We start from the raw sequence: 18,448 nt of genomic DNA, 5'->3' as shown, positions 1-18,448 counted from the left end.
TGAGATCGACACTGGTACTAATTTTAGATTTTTGTAAATTTTTTAGCCTTTTAACAATGGAAGCGTAATTATAATCTTCGTACCTTCATTTCGTTTGCTTGTAATGTTAATACCGTAACTCTCTCCGTACAGTAATTTGATTCTGTCATCCACATTCCGTATACCGATCCCGGAGAACAATTGGCGTTTGTGCTTCGAGGCTGGCAACTGTTCTTCTTTCAGAAAATTAGGATCAAGGTCCATCCCGTCACCATTATCTACAACTTCGCATACAAGCTGATCTTCCTGAACGGCGATCATGATTAGAATTCTTCCCTCATCTTTAAGATTGAATGCATGAAAGAACGCATTTTCGATAAAAGGCTGCAGAATTAGCTTTGGCATATGATAATCCAAGCTTTCAGGCTCCACAAAATAATTCACGCGGATCTTCTCGCCATACCTTACATGATTGATATATACATAATGCTTCAGCGATTCTAATTCCTGACTAACAGGTATAGTGGATTGAACATCACTGACAGTATTTTGGAGGAGTGAGATTAGCGAATTTATCGTGCCAGCTGCTTTTTCCTTGTTGCCCTGTTGCACCAGAAATTTGATAGAAGCCAGTGTATTGTATAAAAAATGGGGATTGATCTGCATTTGAAGGGCGGCCAGCTCCGCATTACGCTGCTGCTTCTGGGTCTCCATCAACCGATCAACATAATCATGTAGTGAATCAAGCATAAAATTAAAGGCATTGCCTAGCTCCTTAACTTCATAACTACTAGTGGCGACATCCACGTGGTTATCGAATCCTCCCTTAGGAATACTCGACATCTGTTCAACGAGTACACGCAGGGACTTCGTCATTTTCCTTGTAATTAAAAATACAATAATAAGCGAAATGGCTACGATAGCCATGATCGTCAACGACACTGCTTTGGCATTAACCATCTGCCCGGTCACAGCTTTTTTATCGATCAGATTCACCAAATAAACATCAAATTCAGGCAAGTATTCTGAGAATACTACCCGTTCATTCCCCATCACATAGACAGATTCTCCATTGTCTCCTGTGCTCTGTTCATCAACTACTTCTTGAAGCAGCTGTTGATCGTTCAGCCCAATCAGCTCTGTCCTGTTGCTGGATACGATTTGCCCTTTTGCATTCAGCAACACAACATCATTACCTTCACTCGTAAAATTGGCATAGAAGGCCTTGAAATCGCTATCACGAATTGCAATGTACATAGTGCCATAGATACTGCCGGTCGAATGATCAAATAGAGCTTTAGAAGCCACTAACATGATCTCTTTCTTATGCGTTTGACCATCCTCTTTTTGATAAAGCTGGTACAGAATTTGCTGCGGATGAGCCACTGTCGCTTTCGTAATCGGGTGGTTCTTCAATTCTTCAGCAGTAGCAGACCAATACCAAGGGTCAGTTGAGTAACTTCTGCCATTCGCACCTACAATCATAATCCCCACATCAAAAGCACTGAGGTTGGAGCGGACTGCCCGCATGCTTTCTGTCATCTGGTAGGTTTTGATAGCGAGTGTCAATGAATCCGTCTCTCCCCCAGACAAATAGCTGCGGATGGCACCTTTCTGAGCTGTCATTGTAGCACCCGTAGCTACAACGTTGTTGTAGGACTCCAAGTTTGTCTTCATCTGATTTAGTAGTTTGCCATTCGTTATGCTGAAGGTCTTTAAGAATAAATTTTCTGACATACGGATGGTAATGGACAAAGTCAGCAGGGATACAGCAACAATGCTTATGAGGGTCACAAGAAAAAGCTTGAGAAATAGGCCCTGCTTTCTAATCTTGTTAATGATAGTTCCAATCATGGTCGCTCTACGTCCCGTCTTCGGTACTGGCTCGGAGAAATACCAGCCTGTTTCTTAAACACTTTAGTAAAATAACTCTGATCCGAATACCCCACACTAGCGCTGATATCAGAAATTGTTTTTTCCGTCGTCACGAGTAACTCCATGGCTTTCTCCAACCGGACCTTGTTCAAATATTCATTAAATCCTTCACCATTCTGAGCAGTGAAATGGCTCGATAAATAAGAAGCGTTGAAATGAAACTGCCGCGCAACCCCAGTCAACGTGATGGGATCAGCGTAATGAGTCTGAATGTATTCAAGCAATCGGGTCATATTGGGATTGATCGTTAGGTTCGTCTCACCAATCGCACGTTCAGCTTCGCGAATAAAGGCTTCAGCAACAGCGATTGCGTCTCCGGCATACATCGCTTCATCTATTTTTCGAAAGAAGTCGTATTTGGATGCCTCCAAGCCTCCAGTCTCGTACTTCATTTTTCCAAGTGTGGTCGTTACGTTAAATATGAAATTCCCCAATAACGATTTGAATTCGAAAATATCGGTCCGATAATCCATCGAACGGAGATGAACATATTCCAGAAATCCAGTAAATGCCTTCTGGTATTGCTTACGTTTCAGTTGTTCCATTAATTCGCCCATATCATATTCCTGATAGGCTCTTGGAAGGCTGGGCAAATGATCGTTTTCAATTAAGCTTCGATCCGGCAAGTAGAAACTGTATCGTGTAAGCTTTAAATAATTGTCTCGATAAATCTCTCCCAGCTTATTAAAATCCGTAAAGCTTTGGCTGATAACGAAATGTGTTTCTCTCGCCCAATGATCCATTTCCGAGACCAGATATCGGAGCTCTATAACAAGCTCGTCCCACTGTTCCGGGTTTGCATTAAGCAAATAAATAACTGAATCATTGACAAACTTCAACCGAATAAACACTGTATCACCCAAAGGGAGCGTACTAAGCCCTTTTTCTATTTTCTGTGTGAAAGTTAACCTATCCCCAGAATCTTTAATATGTCTCATATCCGCTCCGAAGAAAGCGAATAGTGGGTGTGGAAACTTCGCATGAAGCAAAGCAGGTTCAAGCCCAGACTCATATCCGGTCATAAGCTTCTCGATAACTAGCAAAATTTGCTTTTCACCAGGATCCGTTCCTTGATCGGACATCTCCATCCCTACCAATTTAGCAGTGGTTTTATTTAGGATGGATAACAAATAGTCAGCTTCCAGCTTTGGCTTTAGAATGTAGTCCGCTACCCCACTTTGAAATGTGGATCGGACATAATCGTATTCACTGAAACTACTTAAGACGATTACTTCAATATGAGGGTATTTCTCCTTAACAATCTTAACCAGTTTCTCTCCGCCCATTATTGGCATAACAATATCTGTAATGATGATATGGGGACTGACCTCATCCATCATATTTAGTGCTTCAAGACCGTTAGCAGCCTCACCAACAATTCGATACCCTTCATTTTCCCAATCCAAAAGATGTTTGATTCCTTGTCTTACAAGCATCTCGTCATCAACAATCATAATTTTGAATATTGGTTTCATTTCTTCCCCCTTGTAACCGTTTTCTTTCCATTTGTTAGTATACAATACATCCAACAAGGAGCAAGCTTCTATACAAGTAAAGCCGTAAGCTTACTTAAAAATTGTTCATTCCAAATCATATGCCCCACCGACAAATATGGTCAACCTCTCATTTTTCATCCCATGAAATATTCTTAAATTTAAGGAAAAAACTTCTAGATGATGCAACAAAAAAAGCTGCGATATTTGCAGCTTCTTTGTTAATGAAACAATAATCCAAATAAATTATTTATTGGCTTATAGATAAAAATAATAAGAAACAGCGGACTGGGGATGTTCAATTTTAACAACGAGCAGAAGGTCGCACCAAGACCCAAAATCCAAAAAATAAAATATACGCTAAGATCAGGCACTCGGCGCTTTCGCATTAATTTAGGCAAATCAAGTGCCATACAACCTACAGCAATCACCGAGAATAACAGTACTAGCATCTGACTTCACTCCTTGATTTTTTCAAGAAAAGAATTATCTGTGAGACCCACGCGGTTAATAACTGCTGAGGCTTTGTAATGGATGGGCAATGATTTAAGGTAATCGTCACCCTTTTGTTGCTGTAGCTTTGCCCAAGCTTTAGGGCTGGCATGGTAGATCGATTGTCCGAATCCCATAATATCAACATTGAAACGATCATTTACATGCTCCACAGTTTTTTGCATCCGCTCTATAATCCGCTCCTCTGTTTCCTTTTCCAAACGTTTTATAGTACTTTCCGATTCCAAATTTTCTACACTTTGCACTTCTTCAATATTGCAAAGCGTCTTAACACTAAGGTAAATATGCGGCTCCCCATTAATGATTTTCACTTTGCGTTTAGTTGTAGCCTGGATCGCTTCGATTACAATGGGCTTTCCGTCTTCCCCTGCGATCGGGCCAGAATGTGCGGTTACCTTATCGTTGATATAATTGTAACCAATCGTTTCTCCCTCGGTTAGCCAACCGATCAACTTGTCTTTTTTGAATACAGCTACAGTATGGTATTCCAATCTTGCCTTAGGCATTGTTCGCTCTACATTGCTTTTGTCCTCTCCATCTTTGGGATCGCCTATAATTTTCACTCCGGTTAGCACAGGATTCTCGCCTTCAGACAATAAATTCTCAATAAAATCATCCAGTGTAACAGCGACTGTTTTTGCTGAATCTTTATAAGAATTATCCAAGGAACTAAATAATTTGTTCGCTGGTAATTTATCCATAGGTGTAAGGACATTCAAGACATTGCTGGCGGTTGTATCTCTGGCAACCATAACGTAGAAATCCATCCGGGGTTCCCGACTTCTTTTAAATACATCGAGTATCTCACCCACTCCGGTGCGGGCAAGCTCCTCCCCAATCACCAACACCCGGATATGACCGAGATAACTTGACCTAGAGCTATCCAGATTCAGCTTACGCAGCGCATCATAAAACGTAGGTACAGTAAATTTATATACAACCACTGGGACTCCACTGCCTCCCCCTCCTCCATTCGTTTGGGAGGAAATCGCAGATGGAATAACGACCTGCATCGAAACGGTATAACCTTTTTCTGCCTTGTCAATCCCTATCCCCAAGACAAAAGCTATCTCATTCAGCTCATTTCTTTCCCAACAGCCGCTTAGCACTAACGTAAATTGGAGAGCTATCATTAATCGAAGAACGCCTCTAACTAATTTTTTATTCATTTGGTTGGTTCCTTATCACTGGATGTGCTTTGACGAAACAGGTTCTGCGTCTTATTCTCAGCAGGCCTTGTCTTTAAAAACGGCCACGGAAAGCGAAAAATAGAGTCTTTTAAATCTTTGGAATTATACGGTCCGAGCGGACTCATATAAGGCATTCCGAAAGAACGCAGACTCGACAAATGCAATACGATGATGAAGATACCGAAGAGAATTCCATATAATCCGATGAATCCAGCCAAAGCTATAAGCACAAAACGGATCATCCGCGCAGCAATAGACATTCCTGTCTCCGGAATAACAAAACTAGAAATGGCTGTTAGCGATACAATAATGACCATTGCGGATGAAATAAAACCCGCTGCTACCGCGGCTTGTCCAATCACCAACGTTCCAACAATGGAAATCGCCTGACCAATATTTTTGGGTATCCGCACCCCGGCTTCCCGCAAAATCTCATAAGTCATTTCCATGATCAGCGCCTCAACAAAAGCAGGAAAAGGAACACTCTCCCGCTGGGCAGCTAAACTGATTACAAGATTGGTCGGTATCATCTCCTGGTGATAGGTAGTAATCGCAACATACAATGAAGGGGCAAGCAAAGTAATAAAAAATGAAATAAAACGAACTAATCTCAGCAATGTTCCAATATCGGCCCTTTGGTAATAATCCTCAGCTGACTGGAAAAATGCCACAAAAAATGTGGGCACAAGCAGTACAAAAGGAGTTCCATCAACAAGAATGGCCACTTTTCCTTCCAAAATACCCGCTGCAATCGTATCCGGACGATCACTGTTGTATACGGTAGGAAAAGGTGTAACTGCCGTCTCTTGAATAAACTCTTCAATATATCCACTCTCGAGAATACTGTCCGTATCTATTTTATTCAGACGGCGCTTTACCTCTTGCACCAGTTCCTTATTCGCGATGTTACTTAGATACATAATGGATACGCTGGTTTGAGTCACCCTTCCGATCTGAACGGTTTCCAGCCATAAATGGCTATCTTTGATTTTTCGCCGAACCAGTGCCGTATTCGTCCGTAAATTCTCAGTGAATCCTTCCATTGGACCCCGAACAACCGACTGTGAGCTAGGCTCCCCTACATTACGATCTTCCCAGCCTGGTAAGCCGATCCGCAGAGCGCTGGATAACCCGTCAAGCAGCAGCATTATATTACCGGACAATAAATGATGAATAAATTGGCTGTAATCGTCAATAACGGCTATATCGCCGGCTATTAATATCTGTTTCTTAATCATCTCAAACTTCTGCTCGGGAGAAAGCCCCCTCAGCTGTTCGTAAGGAATGTGTTCCTGCAAGGAATACAAAATTGAATTATGCAGCACCTGAGTATCCACAAGACCATCTATGTAAATCAAAGAAATATGAGTGTTCTCTTCTATCTGCAACTCTTTTATCACTACATCAGAGCTTTCACCCATCAATTGGTACAAATTAGCAATATTAACTTCCAACCGGCTTGATAATGTACCAATCTCCGTATCTTTCATGATGCAGCCTCCACTTCTCCACAGATAGATGAGTATAGTTTGATGTTAATTATGATAATTATTCCTTCGGATTAAAAAATCGGGATGGCATAATTCTGGTAACTACAACCATACTAAAACTAGTCCAATAAATTTGAGGGGGTATATGAGTTTGGAGAAAGATCGAATTAGTACCAATCAAATGATTATACTCGGGCTATTCACATTTATTGGGGATATGGCGCTTGTGTATCCGGCGTTAATGATATCAGGAGCGAAACAAGATGCATGGATTGCTGCTTTGATTAGTATTCCCTTGGGTCTAGTGACCATAAAACTGCTACTCTGCTTAGCAGACCTTGAGCCGAACAAGAATATTATCGAGCTTAGCCTACAAATTTTAGGGAAATGGATCGGATCTGCTGTAGCCTTGTTCTATTTAGTGTTCTTCCTGATTGCCGCCGCCACTTACATAAGAGAAATTGAAGATTTCATGTGTACACAGATTTACGAGAAAACACCCGGTGGGGTTATTCGTTTCATGGCCATTTTCCTGCTGGTATATGGGGTACGACTTGGCCTAGAAACCTTGGGCCGGGCAGCTCAGCTTTTTTTCCCTTTATTTGCAGTTTTTTTAATCGGTCTGCTGCTCCTGCTGACCCCCGATGTCAAAATGGAACGTTTATACCCCATCTTGAACACACCAGTACCGGACATGCTTCATACCTTGATGTATGGTGTTTTTTATCCTTTTGGCGAATTGTGCGTGTTTCTAATGATATATCCTTATGCTCAGAAAAATGGCAAAACAAGTCGGGATATTTTCATAGCCTTGATCATCGGAGCTCTGGGCCTTAACCTCATCTTATTGTTTTCCCTTACCGTTCTAGGTGTTTACGCTTCTGAACATCAATTTTATGCCGCTTATATTCTTGCTCAAAAAATTAATATTGCTAATTCTCTGCAACGTATTGAAGCGCTTATGGCTACAGCATGGATTATCAGCACATACTTCAAAACTGCAGTTTATTACTATGCTTTAACCTTAGGTACAGCCCAATTATTTAAACTCAAAAGCCACCGTCCTCTGATCATCCCCACTGGATTTTTGTTATTCGGTATGTCACAGCTGATTGCCAAAGACATCATTTTCTATGTGAAGGAGATCCCCGCCTACTGGGTAGATTGGGATTTCACCTGTGCATTTGTTCTGCCGCTTATATTGCTAGTTGTGTATAAATTTAAGAAACGCCACGCTTCTAAGGTTTAAACGACACTAGATTGTGAATAAGTGAAATTAAGATTGTAGATACGAATCCCGCTTAATGATCTAATTACGCTCCACTAAAATAATTGGGGAATTTCTCCCTGAAATTCACAAAGTGAATATTCCGCCGCCCAACCTAATGGCATAGAATACTTTGTGTGCGTAGCCCATAGTCTATTGGCTAAAGCAAGAATCCGCTTATAGACTATTTACTAAAAAAGAAGCTGCCTCATAAGTAGTATTCACTACTTTTGAGACAGCCTCTTTGTTCATAAGTTTCTTGTATGAAGTAACTCTATTCCTTCTTATCCAAAGAAAACGACGATGGAGTTACATCACTGACAGGTTCTTTTGCCACTTCAAAAGTGGATCCGCAGGCCGGACAAAAGCGTGCCTCGATCGCCACATTCCCACCGCATGCTTTGCAATGCTTTACATCGGACAACTCAGCTATTTGCTGAAGGTTCGTCTCAATCTCCGCCTTCAATTCGAGAATACGATTGATATTAGTCTCGATTTGCTCACTTGGCAGTGGTCCTGCACCTTGAGTTACGGCTTCAAATAACAGTTTGCCCATGACCTGATACTGCTGGTCAATATCATTTTGCTTACCGTTATTTTGCAGCTTCAACCGGTTAATCTCCACCACTGTTTTTGCTTTATTCCCAGCCTCGCTTACCCCTGCTTTTACTTTGTTAAAAAAACTCATATTCAGCCCCCAATTCCGTAGTAGTCATATATAAGCATATTTCGACACCGCCAGAAGTATTCCTTTCTTTATTGTACCTAACTTCGTCCATGGTTTGTAGCCTATAACCGATTTACTAACCCTTTCCCCGCCTTCCTGCGGGAACGAACCTCGACTCAGGTCTGGTATACAAAACCGCCTTCAGGCCGTTTTTTCGCATGCAAAAAGACATTAGAATGAGTACATAAGCAAACGGGTTGCAGGATTCAATAACAATCACACCCATACGAGAGGAAGAAAACAATAAATGAAAAAATTATATCGTTCCCAAAGTGATCAGAAGATAAGTGGTTTGTGCGGAGGTCTTGCTCGTTGGTCTGGTATTGATGCTACAGTAATCCGTCTTGTTGCTGTTGCCGCAGCATTGTTCAGCTTCGGAACAGTACTTATCTTCTACGTCATCGCTAGTATCATCGTTCCTAAAGAACCTTTTAACAGCTTTTCAGATGGACATGATTTCTATTAATTAATCGTCGTTCAATACAAGCCAGCCCTAATATAGCCATAAAAAAGGAGAGATAGAACATGAGTCTATTAAAAAGAATTTCCACAATTACTAAAGCAGCCCTACACGAAGGTCTAAATAAATTAGAAAACCCGGTATTGCTGACAGGTCAGTATTTACGTGATCTTGAAAATGATATTGCTAAGGCGGAACGCAATGAGCGTGATCTGCAAGTTACAGCAAGTGTGTTGGAACGCCGCAAGCAAGAATATACTCAGTTAGTAGAGCAAAGTGAAGCCGAAGCCGTTCAAGCAGTTGAGCAAGGAAATGAAGAAAGAGCTCGCCTGGCACTCATAGCCAAGTTACGGTACGTGGAACAGCTGGAAGAGTCCATAAATAGCCAAGTACAAACTAAGCAATCCCTGGCAGAGCTTGAGATCAATATCGCTAGAGCTAAAGAAGAGCGTGAACATCTCAAAGCGAAAAGAACTGAGCTTATCGCTCGCGCTCAACAAGCCACAGAAACACTCCACTCAGCTCCACGTAGTTCTACGAAAGGTCTACATGTAGGATCAGCTTCGCAAGGCTTCGAACGTATGGAAGAGAAGATTTTCGAGTGGGAAGCATTGGCGGAAAACTCCAAAAATAAATTCAATACAGGTACAGGAATAAGTCCTTCCATCGATCCTAACCTGCGTAGCGCTGTTGACATCGAAATCGAGCGAATCCGCAACCGTAAAACTAACACTGAAGTAAACACTGAGAAAAAATAAATAGGACAATAAACCCCTTATTACTCAGCTATTGTGCTGAATAAGGGGTTTGTTTTTTACTTCTTTTCATCCCGCGAATCCATTTTTTCGTTTCCGGATCCACGCGATAAGACTCCGTGATTTTCTGCAAAGCCTTGTTGTAAGTGAAATCATCTAAGCTGTTGTTTCTCAAATAACTCATCGTAGGCTCTGGCAATTTCACATAACAAATCGAAAGCGCCCAAGAAACCGCCATTTTTACATAATAGCCTTCATGACTGACCTTATCGAGCAATGATAAAATCCGGCTGATATACGTTTCTTCAATAAAGAAATTAAGCAGCATTACCACAGCAAATCGGATCTCATATTCTTTATCTGATGATAAGTACGGCATTATAAACTCCCATACCCGTTCTTTATTCTTTACGGTAAACTTCAGGCCTGTGCAAAAGCTATCGCATACCGACCAGTTATCGATTCTGGGAATAAAGTCAGCGATATAACGTAGGATTTCTTCAAGATCTGTCTTCACGTAGCCAAGCACCATACCTTGCAGCATCACTTCTTCAAAATAATCTGTCTCGGCATGCTCCAAATAGGCTCTCCAATCACCCTTTGCAATGATTTTGGCAAGCTTGCGCAGTTCCGGTAGCCTGACGCCTATAACATTATCTATCGTCGGAATTAAGGCCGCAGAAAACTTTTGGTAGTCCACATCTGCCAAATTCAATAGCTGTTCTCTTATTGTTTTTTCCATAGTAGTACTCCTTACCCGTCCATTATTCAAATGAAATTTCCCATAAATATATAGAAGCCACAGAACCCAAAGGAGAATAGTTTAGCCGGTATTGTTCAAATTGATCTTTGGTAAGCTTATCAAGTCCATACAGCTTCATCATCCCCCGACGAATCGCAATATCTCCCCAGCTGACCACATCCCGTCGTTCCATAGAATGGATTAACATCATTTCTGCCGTCCACTTGCCAATGCCCTTTAACGTCATAAGTTTTTGTATAACCTCTTGATCTGATAACCCAGGCAATTCCTCCAGCTTAAAATCACCCTGAGCGACCAAATTGGAAATCTCATGGATACATAGTGCCTTTTTCATCGTCATCCCACAGCTTTGAATCTCATCCGCCGTATGTAAGGCTAACTGCTGCGGAGTGATGTCTCCGAACTGAGCCAACATTCTGTTCCAAATGGTCCGAACCGCTTTTACTGAAATAAGCTGTCCTACTATAGCATAGATAAGCGCAGTAAAAAGATCCGGTATAATTACACGTTCCACTCTGCCCATCCGTGCCATAGCTGCGCCAAGTACTGGATCCACACTTCGGAGATAATCTATGTCTTCTTGCCCATAATCAAAAAACTTAGTAATTACGCTGCTCAAAGTGTTTCCTCCCGTATCTGATAGTGATGACCCTAATCCTAATATACAATACCTATTTGGCAGTGTACGGATTGTTGAATAGAATAGCAAGATAGCGAAAATAAAAAAAGCCATAAGACCTCCTAAGATAGGTGGTTATGGCCTATTGTAGCGCACAGGCTTATTCATTCTCAGTAATGTATTTTTATGCTCGCAGGATTCTTTTTTCTTTCGCTGCGCTTAGCCACAAGGGGAATTCATTCAGCAGCTGATCATACAGATCTTCATCAGTCACCTTTTCAATGTGGTCCAGATGAATAAAATTGGCGTTATCCACCAAACGGCCCTTCATCGTATCAAGTTGCTTCAATACTTCAAAATCCGAGTTACCGATTCCGACAAACTGCCAGAAAATCGGTTGGACCGAAGCTGCCATAATCACATTTTTAGTGGATTTCACTACACCACCATCGTTAATAAATATGATAAATACTGGTGTAGAATCGGGTTCTTCCTCCGTATATTTTTTAATGATATCCTCCATTACTGGCGGTTCATTATTGCGGCCAAACTTATGAATGGTACGATTATTTAAAATATGTGTAAACACATATCTTCCTAATTCCTGCTCTGTCACAGGTGGCAGCCGGCTAAACTCCGTATCGTACACCCAAACATCTAACGATTGGTTATCATCAAATTTGCAGGCAACGGCTAATATACGCTCAACTACTTCTTGAACGGTTCCATTATTATAAAGATTTCTCATAGATCCTGTAATATCCAGAACAACACCTACCCTTGCGATGACTCCTGTCAGATTCTTTTTTTCTAAGGTAATCTGAACAATTTTTTTACGTAAATCAATAGAGGACAGTACATTCTTCTCTTCATAACGGATCGTCTCTAAAGGCAGGGTTAACTCAGCTGTGGCCGCTACCTCAGGGTTCCCTTCGTCTTCTTCAATAACGAGCCCATAGTTTGTACATAACGCAGCCAATCCTCCCTCAAAGCCACTACCAATAGCACTGAATTTCCACTCTGGGCCATAGCGATATAGCTCTCCAACCACAATAGCTGTCTCCGTCGACAGGTCAGAGCCATACTCGAAAACGAATAATTCCTCACCGCTAGCAGCATCCACTAAGCGTAGATAAGGAGAGTTTACTTGCTTCATAGAGTGTCCTAATTTTTCTCCTTCATAGATCGTTAAAGTTAAAGCTATTCTAGTAATATCCTTAGGAAGTTGAGAAAATGTAATGGCGATAGCTTCTTTATCCCCTTGTTGTAAGACAGAATGAGTTACAGCTTCGTCTATAGACAACGGATTACCATAAAAGATAAAGTTCTCATCGCGTTCGCAACGGTTCTGCTCTGACAGTAAAAAAGCAGCAGAGTCTATGCCAATTCTAGTATCAGCAGTCATCCACCCAAATTTCAGCAAAAGCTTGTTCACGTTTCTCCCTTTCGTAATATCCACCTTTTGCCCCTTTATAAGCCGCACTCTATCATCTCCTTATTTTTACTGAACAGCTCATTGTGATTCACTAGATTGTATTTATCATTTTACTACTTTAATATGAAACGTATATATGATAGATAAGGAGCTTTACGAATGGACTTTATAGCAATTGACTTTGAGACCGCGAACTCCAGTCGATCCAGTGCATGTGCCTTGGGACTTGTGGAAGTTAAAGCTGGAAATATAACCGCAGAGCATTCTTGGCTAATTGACCCGCAGCAGCGGTTTGATGGCATGAACATTTCGATACACGGCATCACGCCATCAATGGTAATCGGGCAACCTACTTTTCAAGAACTGTGGCCCACCGTTGAACCGTTACTACACGGACAAATCGTCGTGGCGCATAATGCTGCTTTTGATATGAGTGTCCTGCGTTATTGTCTCGATGGAATGTCCCTGAGCTACCCAAGCTTTCAATACTTATGTACCTATTTATTAGGCAAAAAAATGCTGCCCGACCTGCCCTCCCATAAACTTAATGTAGTCTCCGAGTTTTTCGGCATTACGCTAAAACACCATGATGCCTTGGATGACGCACGCGCAGCCGCTGCAATTCTAGTAAAACTTATGGAGCAGGAGGAGCACTATGATCCTCTATTGCTCTCTGCCAGTCAAGGATATACTAGCGGAACGATGTTTGCCGGCGGGTATACCCCATTTTCCACTCGCGCGAAAAAGCCTGCTAAGAAACAAGGCACTAAACATAAACCCTCCATTTATAGCAGCCGCGCCACTTTGTCCAAATAACCAAAGAACATCAAAAACCCCCAACCAGCTGCTTTCTGCTGATTGGGGTTTTTTTTTACAGGGTATCTCTTAAATCTTCAAACGATACACAGCCTTATTCTCTAGACCTCTGATGAACGGTGTCCATTCCTCGGTCTCCGGTGTGGTATCCAAAGCATCCTCCACCATTTGCAGCTTCGCATCCATCGCATCGATATGATGCAGAGCGACTGCCTCAGCTGTCTGTGGCTGAACAGGACTACCCCATTCGCCCAAATTATGATGTGACAATACGAGATGCTGTAACGCCATAACCTTTTCCGAATTCAAATCAATATCTAAACGGATAGCCGCTTCCGTGATCCAGTTAGACGCCATCGAGATATGGCCAATCAACTTGCCCTGAACGCTGTATTCCGAGACAATCCCAAGCTGGGAGACCATCTCCTCCGGCTTCGCGATATCATGCAGAATGATTCCTGCCTTCATTAGATCTGGATTCAAGAACGGACGCTGCTTGCACAGAAAATCACCAATCTCCAGCATACGCACCATATGATAAGCAAGTCCGGCAAAATAAGCATGATGATGTGTTTTGGCTGCCGGATAATGCATCAATTTCTCTTCCACTTTACCCACACAAAAAGAGACAATCGAAGCAATTTCCGGATCTGAAATACTTGCCATAACCCCTTTAATCGTATGAATAAGGTCTACTGGACGAATTGGGGCAGAACGGATGAAATCCGTAAGTGCAACACCATCCTCATCGTTAACCAACCTGATTTTAGTGATTTTTATTTGTAATTTCTCACGATAAGTATGAGCAATCCCGCGTACCTTCACAAGCGCCATAGGAAAAAAAGTTTCTTTATCGGTTGTGCTGGCATCCCAATATTTCGCAGATAATTGTCCAGTGGAATCCCCCAGAACGATGTCAAAATAATCTTTTGGAGGAGTGCCGTTCGTTTGTTTAATTGCCAGCTCTCTTAAAAGATAAAAGCCAACAAATTCATCTTGTGGAGCGAGCTGTTTAATTTGTGTCATGTTGGAGCCTCCTATTAATAACAGGCTTTTGGCCTGCTCTCTATATTAAACTTTAGACACTCACCTCCAAAATCCCTTTAAATCACTATACGATCTATTTTCATATTTATGTACAAGCCAAGAATATTTGAAAAAGGAGGCTACTCCCCGGCCATATTCTGGCACTGGAATATCCTCCTTTTATTATAAAACGATAATTATTTACCAGCCGATTCAAGCGCTGATTTAATAGCTTCTACCGCTTTAGCGGATATTTCTTTTTCTGCATCATTTTTTCCGAAGGCTGCTGGACGGTAACCATATTTGTGCAGGCTGTATCCGGTCGATGTTGACTCGATTTCACCTTTCACTGCCAGCTCCGCGTCCGTTAACTGATTGATTGTTCTTACACTTCCGTTTTTATCCAAATAATAAACAAGCATTTTGACAGGAACACCGTACTCTACATTCACCATAACATTTACAAGCTTATCGGCACTTACACCAATGAAGATTCCATCGAAATAAGCCGCTTTATTAGCTTCTACAACCTCAGCTTTTCCGTATGCTCTATCCACCGCAGTCTTCAAAGCCACGCTGCTGCTAGTTGCACCAGACACAGCATCTACTTCCTGCACACCTTCTCTAGTCCCTGCTGCGAGGAAGCTAGCCGTCAACTGAGGAATTGCTTTTACCACCTCAGGGTAAGCAGCGTTCCCTCTATCTACAAGGTTCATTCCTACACGGTACAAGGCTACATTTACGATTTTGCCGTTACGCAGGGTAACGTCCGCTCTGTTCGTTCCTTTATCATAAGCATCACCAAATGCAGTAAAGGTTCCGTCTTTATAGGTTCCTTGGACTTTGGATGCATTGTTCAAAGCATCTGTCAGTGCTGCTTTAGCTGCTGCCGACAATGCTTCTTGGCCTGTAATATCGGCCATTTGCACACCTTTTTCTAACAGCCCGGATGTGAGTGTAGCTACCCATCCTTTTTGTTCTGCACTCAGTTTATCGTCAGCAATCAGCTTGCCGTCAGCTCCAAACAGACTTACTTTAATGCCTGTTACCGCATCTGCATCAACATCAACTAGCAGCAGTACTTTTGATTGGTTATCTACTCCGGCAAATTTGCCGTCAAAATATTGACCTTCAGCAGGAACCTTCAGCGCTTTCTCAAATGCTCTTTCTACAGCTTGGTTCCAGCTGTGACTGCTTTCCGTAGCTCCGGAAATTCCGTCAACCTTTTCATCATAGTTAGCGATATATGAACCATTCGCTAGCAGCTTAGCTGTCATAGGAGCATTTGCTTTTACTACTTCCGCATAAGCTGTTGCCCCTCTGTCAATCAGGTTGTTGCCAAGTCTAAACAGCTTCACATCAACCAACTTACCGTTGCGAATCACGATGTCGGCTCTTTCAACGCCAACACTTCTTGCCGTACCATAAGAGGAATAGAATCCGTCTACATAAGCAGATGTATTGTTGATTATTGCATTCTGCTCAGCATCCCAGAAAGCGTTAATCGCTGCTATAAAGTCGGCTTCAAGACCTGCAACAGGCTGTGCCTCTGTTCCTTTGGCCAGCAAGGCTGGAGCTATAGCTGCAACCGCTGCCGCTTGCTCAGCTGTGTAAGCTTTCTCCTCAATGAAATCACCAGCGCTGTTCATAGGATACACTTTAACATCTGTAAGCTTGTTGGATTCGTAGGTCGCGAATACAGAATATTTACCTGTAGGATCTACGCCCATATGAACTCCATCAAAGTAAACGGCATTTGTATCTTTCACTGTCAGAGCTCTTTCAAACGCTCTATCTACAGACAATTTCCAGCCATTACTGGAGCGGGTAGCTCCCGAAACAGCATCAACTGCCGCTGCTCCATCTCTTGTTTTGCCAAGCAATCTATCCTTCATCAATCCATAAGCTTGCCATAAAGCACTATAATTGTTACGAGCATCTCTATCAATCAGCTTAGGACTGGTTCTCAAAAGCTCAATGCTAGTAATTTTACCATCTTTAATTTCGATCTTGGCACCTTCCGTGCCTTTGGAGTATGCATCGCCATAAGCTACGTAAACTCCATCTTGGTATACGTTTTCATTAACTGTAACAGGCTTTGCTGTAGCCACAGGCTTAACAGTTTCCGCCGGTACTACTGTCGCTGCTGGTGCAGCGGTTGCTTTTGGGGTTGCTACTGGTGCTGCTGTAGCTTTTGGGGTTGCTGCTGGTTTGGCTGTTGCCTTTGGTGTTGCTGTTGGTTTTGCCGTTGGCTTTGGCGTTGCTGTTGGTTTTGCCGTTGGCTTTGGTGTTGCTACTGGTTTTGCCGTTGCTTTTGGTGTTGCTGCTGGTTTTGCCGTGGGTTTTGCTGTTGGTTTTGCTGCCGGTGCATCCGCTTCTTCGGAGGCTGCCGATACTGCATCCACCTTCAAGTTTACAGCAGGCACATTAAGTGTGTAAGCAAACGGCGCTAACAATATAGCCGCGCTAACCGTTAAAGAAATTAGTTTTTTCAATGAAAATTCTCCTTTACCAAACCCCAGTGATATGTAGCTTTTTGTTAACCAAACCTTTTTCCTACGATGCCCCTTCTCTTCTTATGAAGCATAACTTCTCTCTTCATAAGAACTCATCCCCCCTCTCATGCCTTTACACGCTCGATTTTCAATAAAAAATAGCTTGAATCTATTTCATTTCTTCCTTTTAACACAAAGCTATATAAAAGGTGAAATAATTCACATAAGTTACTATAAAAACACTTACACCCGTTTTCCATCAATTTCTGGTTTGATACTACCAGACCTTTCTGCGGTTCTTCTGTATCGAAAATCACACACCCTATAAGAAACATCACTATTTGCGATTAAATTTAATTTATACGCGCAAAGTGATCTCAATAACTGTGCATTCAAGGCTAGCTATGCTATTTTAGAACGATCTCTTATATGGGAAAGGAGTTCTGTGCTTTGAGCAAACAGCCACCTATTGGAGTTATACTCGCCCAAATCGGCACCCCTACTGCACCAACTGCAAAAGCTGTACGGCCTTATCTGAAACGTTTTTTATCAGATCGCCGAATCATAGATTATTCTCCTCTGCTGTGGCAGCCTTTGCTGCGAGGTGTCATTCTGCGTTCACGTCCACGCCGGTCCGCTGAGCTGTACAGTCAAATATGGACAACCGAAGGATCACCATTGCTCTTTCACTCTTTAGCTCAGCAATCTGGATTACAAGAACTGCTGGGTCCACGGTATCAGGTAGAGCTTGGATTGGCTTATAGCGAACCCAGCATGGAGCAAGCGATGGCGAAATTCGACACCGCCGGAGTTACCCGAATTATCATTGTGCCGCTGTTTCCGCAATATTCGTCCACGACTACCGCGTCCGTATTCGATCAGGCCAGCTTTGCAGCCTTAGGTCGCCAAAGCTCCACTGGACCTGTAACTAAACGTCTGATTCCGGCTCTAAGATTTATTGATGCCTACTATAATGAGCCCGGTTATATTTCAGCCTTGAAGTCACACCTACTGCGTCAAATGGAGATTCTGAGCAAAGAACCTGATTATTTTGTACTGACCTTCCATGGGATTCCCAAACGGTATGCGGATACCGGCGATCCCTACCCGCAGCAATGTATGGAAACCGCGCATCTTCTTGCTTCTGCTATGAATTGGGAGCCCGAACGCTGGCAGCTTAGTTTTCAATCACGTTTCGGACGAGAAGAATGGGTAGGACCCTCTACTGCGGATGTTCTGGGAGAGCTTGCCGGACGAGGAATACGTAAGCCTCTGATTTTTTCACCGGGTCTTGTGACCGATTGTCTGGAAACGCTGCATGAGCTAGCCATAGAAGGACGAGAACAATTCGAGGCTGGTGGAGGACAAGCAGAGGAATTTATGGCAATCCCCTGTTTGAATGACCATGAGGATTGGCTTGATTTTTTGGCTGAACATGTAGAAAAAAACGCCCAAGGATGGTAAATCAAAAAAAACCGTCTTGTC

General features: G+C 42.4%; 16 protein-coding genes and 1 pseudogene. 5 read left to right on the top strand and 12 right to left on the bottom strand.

Translation table 11 applies throughout. The annotated features are described in order from the left end of the window. Positions 1-42 precede the first annotated feature (42 nt). The 5 genes from NSQ55_RS06875 to NSQ55_RS06855 form a co-directional block, all read right to left on the bottom strand. Entirely contained in the window at positions 43-1,833 is a 1,791-nt protein-coding gene (locus NSQ55_RS06875) for a sensor histidine kinase (RefSeq protein ID WP_076192957.1), read from the bottom strand. Further along, positions 1,830-3,389 carry a helix-turn-helix domain-containing protein gene (locus NSQ55_RS06870; RefSeq protein ID WP_339172178.1) on the bottom strand — a complete coding sequence of 520 codons (1,560 nt, stop codon included), beginning with the start codon at positions 3,387-3,389 and terminating at the stop codon, positions 1,830-1,832. Before NSQ55_RS06870 ends, NSQ55_RS06875 begins: the two co-directional genes overlap by 4 nt. Before the next feature lie 239 nt (positions 3,390-3,628). Then, positions 3,629-3,859: a hypothetical protein gene (locus NSQ55_RS06865; RefSeq protein WP_076185386.1), complete on the bottom strand. Its 231-nt coding sequence runs from the start codon at positions 3,857-3,859 to the stop codon at positions 3,629-3,631. A 6-nt stretch (positions 3,860-3,865) separates the two neighbouring features. Beyond that, entirely contained in the window at positions 3,866-5,089 is a 1,224-nt protein-coding gene (locus NSQ55_RS06860) for a Ger(x)C family spore germination protein (RefSeq protein WP_076125410.1), read from the bottom strand. Beyond that, positions 5,086-6,600, bottom strand: a complete 1,515-nt coding sequence (locus tag NSQ55_RS06855) for a spore germination protein (RefSeq protein ID WP_076125412.1) — start codon at positions 6,598-6,600, stop codon at positions 5,086-5,088. The genes NSQ55_RS06860 and NSQ55_RS06855 overlap by 4 nt, the downstream gene beginning before the upstream one ends. A 145-nt stretch (positions 6,601-6,745) precedes the next feature. Here NSQ55_RS06855 and NSQ55_RS06850 point away from each other — a divergent pair, with 145 nt between their 5' ends. Beyond that, a complete protein-coding gene (locus NSQ55_RS06850; protein WP_076125414.1) occupies positions 6,746-7,849 on the top strand; it encodes an endospore germination permease in 1,104 nt (367 codons plus the stop codon). Between the two features lie 292 nt (positions 7,850-8,141). Here the strand turns inward: NSQ55_RS06850 and NSQ55_RS06845 are convergent, their stop codons facing one another. Continuing rightward, positions 8,142-8,555, bottom strand: coding sequence for a zinc ribbon domain-containing protein (locus tag NSQ55_RS06845; protein WP_076125416.1), 414 nt, complete (start codon positions 8,553-8,555; stop codon positions 8,142-8,144). Between the two features lie 286 nt (positions 8,556-8,841). Here NSQ55_RS06845 and NSQ55_RS06840 point away from each other — a divergent pair, with 286 nt between their 5' ends. Together NSQ55_RS06840 and NSQ55_RS06835 are read left to right on the top strand one after the other, a co-directional pair. Beyond that, on the top strand, positions 8,842-9,060 hold the full coding sequence (locus NSQ55_RS06840) for a PspC domain-containing protein (protein ID WP_038569266.1): 219 nt from the start codon (positions 8,842-8,844) through the stop codon (positions 9,058-9,060). A 59-nt stretch (positions 9,061-9,119) separates the two neighbouring features. Continuing rightward, on the top strand, positions 9,120-9,812 hold the full coding sequence (locus tag NSQ55_RS06835; protein WP_248547806.1) for a PspA/IM30 family protein: 693 nt from the start codon (positions 9,120-9,122) through the stop codon (positions 9,810-9,812). Positions 9,813-9,840: 28 nt separating this feature from the next. Here NSQ55_RS06835 and NSQ55_RS06830 read toward each other — a convergent pair whose 3' ends face one another. The 4 genes and pseudogenes from NSQ55_RS06830 to NSQ55_RS06815 form a co-directional block, all read right to left on the bottom strand. After that, a complete protein-coding gene (locus tag NSQ55_RS06830; RefSeq protein ID WP_076276654.1) occupies positions 9,841-10,551 on the bottom strand; it encodes a DNA alkylation repair protein in 711 nt (236 codons plus the stop codon). Positions 10,552-10,573: 22 nt separating this feature from the next. After that, positions 10,574-11,191 (bottom strand): DNA-3-methyladenine glycosylase, encoded by a 618-nt coding sequence (locus NSQ55_RS06825; protein ID WP_076099514.1) that lies wholly within the window; start codon positions 11,189-11,191, stop codon positions 10,574-10,576. Between the two features lie 184 nt (positions 11,192-11,375). After that, positions 11,376-12,047 (bottom strand): VWA domain-containing protein, encoded by a 672-nt coding sequence (locus NSQ55_RS06820; protein WP_256721027.1) that lies wholly within the window; start codon positions 12,045-12,047, stop codon positions 11,376-11,378. A gap of 111 nt (positions 12,048-12,158) precedes the next feature. Further along, positions 12,159-12,674, bottom strand: a pseudogene (locus NSQ55_RS06815) (TerD family protein); the annotation flags it as partial. A 111-nt stretch (positions 12,675-12,785) separates the two neighbouring features. Here NSQ55_RS06815 and NSQ55_RS06810 point away from each other — a divergent pair. Next, positions 12,786-13,442 (top strand): 3'-5' exonuclease, encoded by a 657-nt coding sequence (locus tag NSQ55_RS06810; RefSeq protein ID WP_076125424.1) that lies wholly within the window; start codon positions 12,786-12,788, stop codon positions 13,440-13,442. A 69-nt stretch (positions 13,443-13,511) separates the two neighbouring features. Here the strand turns inward: NSQ55_RS06810 and NSQ55_RS06805 are convergent, their stop codons facing one another. Together NSQ55_RS06805 and NSQ55_RS06800 are read right to left on the bottom strand one after the other, a co-directional pair. Beyond that, entirely contained in the window at positions 13,512-14,468 is a 957-nt protein-coding gene (locus NSQ55_RS06805; RefSeq protein ID WP_036680004.1) for an HD domain-containing protein, read from the bottom strand. A 197-nt stretch (positions 14,469-14,665) separates the two neighbouring features. After that, positions 14,666-16,963, bottom strand: a complete 2,298-nt coding sequence (locus NSQ55_RS06800) for an FMN-binding protein (protein ID WP_076185392.1) — start codon at positions 16,961-16,963, stop codon at positions 14,666-14,668. 450 nt (positions 16,964-17,413) lie between these two features. Here NSQ55_RS06800 and hemH point away from each other — a divergent pair, with 450 nt between their 5' ends. Next, positions 17,414-18,427: a ferrochelatase gene (gene hemH / locus NSQ55_RS06795; protein ID WP_175617361.1), complete on the top strand. Its 1,014-nt coding sequence runs from the start codon at positions 17,414-17,416 to the stop codon at positions 18,425-18,427. Positions 18,428-18,448 lie beyond the last annotated feature (21 nt).

The sequence above is a fragment of the Paenibacillus sp. FSL H7-0943 genome (assembly GCF_037963265.1).
GTDB lineage: Bacteria > Bacillota > Bacilli > Paenibacillales > Paenibacillaceae > Paenibacillus_AQ > Paenibacillus_AQ odorifer.
This window is presented reverse-complemented; position numbering and strand designations above follow the sequence as displayed.

Coding starts and splice junctions, on each gene's coding strand:
- NSQ55_RS06875 (WP_076192957.1), bottom strand. CDS start 1,833: ATGATTGGAACTATCATTAACAAGATTAGAAAGCAGGGCCTATTTCTC.
- NSQ55_RS06870 (WP_339172178.1), bottom strand. CDS start 3,389: ATGAAACCAATATTCAAAATTATGATTGTTGATGACGAGATGCTTGTA.
- NSQ55_RS06835 (WP_248547806.1), top strand. CDS start 9,120: ATGAGTCTATTAAAAAGAATTTCCACAATTACTAAAGCAGCCCTACAC.
- NSQ55_RS06850 (WP_076125414.1), top strand. CDS start 6,746: ATGAGTTTGGAGAAAGATCGAATTAGTACCAATCAAATGATTATACTC.
- NSQ55_RS06855 (WP_076125412.1), bottom strand. CDS start 6,600: ATGAAAGATACGGAGATTGGTACATTATCAAGCCGGTTGGAAGTTAAT.
- NSQ55_RS06830 (WP_076276654.1), bottom strand. CDS start 10,551: ATGGAAAAAACAATAAGAGAACAGCTATTGAATTTGGCAGATGTGGAC.
- NSQ55_RS06805 (WP_036680004.1), bottom strand. CDS start 14,468: ATGACACAAATTAAACAGCTCGCTCCACAAGATGAATTTGTTGGCTTT.
- NSQ55_RS06810 (WP_076125424.1), top strand. CDS start 12,786: ATGGACTTTATAGCAATTGACTTTGAGACCGCGAACTCCAGTCGATCC.
- NSQ55_RS06860 (WP_076125410.1), bottom strand. CDS start 5,089: ATGAATAAAAAATTAGTTAGAGGCGTTCTTCGATTAATGATAGCTCTC.
- NSQ55_RS06865 (WP_076185386.1), bottom strand. CDS start 3,859: ATGCTAGTACTGTTATTCTCGGTGATTGCTGTAGGTTGTATGGCACTT.
- NSQ55_RS06845 (WP_076125416.1), bottom strand. CDS start 8,555: ATGAGTTTTTTTAACAAAGTAAAAGCAGGGGTAAGCGAGGCTGGGAAT.
- NSQ55_RS06840 (WP_038569266.1), top strand. CDS start 8,842: ATGAAAAAATTATATCGTTCCCAAAGTGATCAGAAGATAAGTGGTTTG.